This window comes from Mesorhizobium sp. M2A.F.Ca.ET.037.01.1.1 (assembly GCF_003998075.1).
Taxonomy (GTDB): domain Bacteria; phylum Pseudomonadota; class Alphaproteobacteria; order Rhizobiales; family Rhizobiaceae; genus Mesorhizobium.
This window is the reverse complement of record NZ_RZSA01001609.1, coordinates 1-776: the sequence shown is the minus strand read 5'-3', so window position 1 is coordinate 776 and position 776 is coordinate 1. Positions and strand designations below refer to the sequence as shown.

Below are 776 nucleotides of genomic sequence, written 5' to 3'. Positions count from 1 at the left end.
CGCACAACCCGACGCTCGCGAATTACCGCACCATCTTCACCGACGCATCCTGGTATTCGGGCTACATCAACTCGATCACCTATGTGGTGATGAACATGGTGATCTCGGTGGCGGTGGCGCTGCCGGCAGCCTATGCCTTCTCGCGCTACCGCTTCCTCGGCGACAAGCATCTGTTCTTCTGGCTGCTGACCAACCGCATGGCGCCGCCGGCGGTGTTCGCGCTGCCGTTCTTCCAGCTCTATTCGGCCTTCGGGCTCATCGACACTTATATCGCCGTGGCGCTCGCCCACTGCCTGTTCAACGTGCCGCTGGCGGTGTGGATTCTCGAGGGCTTCATGTCCGGCGTGCCGAAGGAGATCGACGAGACCGCCTATATCGACGGCTACTCCTTCCCGCGCTTCTTCGTGAAGATCTTCATGCCGCTGATCGCCAGCGGCATCGGCGTCGCCTGCTTCTTCTGCTTCATGTTCTCGTGGGTGGAGCTTCTGATCGCCCGCACGCTGACCACGACTGACGCCAAGCCGATCGCCGCAACCATGACCCGCACAGTCTCGGCCGCCGGCATGGACTGGGGCCTGCTCGCCGCGGCCGGTGTGCTGACGCTGATCCCCGGCGCGGTCGTTATCTGGTTCGTCCGTAACTACATCGCCAAGGGCTTCGCCCTGGGGAGGGTGTGACCATGAATCTCGACTTCTCCTGGATGGCGTGGACCTGGCCGACGGCGGCCTTCTTCGGAACCATCCTGCTTCTGCTGTGCGGCATGGCGGCCTGGGAAT

General features: G+C 62.9%; 2 protein-coding genes. Both read left to right on the top strand.

Annotated elements, in window-relative coordinates; translation table 11 throughout:
• On the top strand, window positions 1–677 hold a 677-nt coding region (locus tag EOA27_RS38715; RefSeq protein WP_145970916.1), incomplete at its 5' end, for a carbohydrate ABC transporter permease.
• A 2-nt stretch (window positions 678–679) separates the two neighbouring features.
• Window positions 680–776, top strand: a 97-nt coding sequence (locus tag EOA27_RS42805) for a DUF2160 family membrane protein (protein WP_245491397.1), incomplete at its 3' end; no start/stop codon positions are given.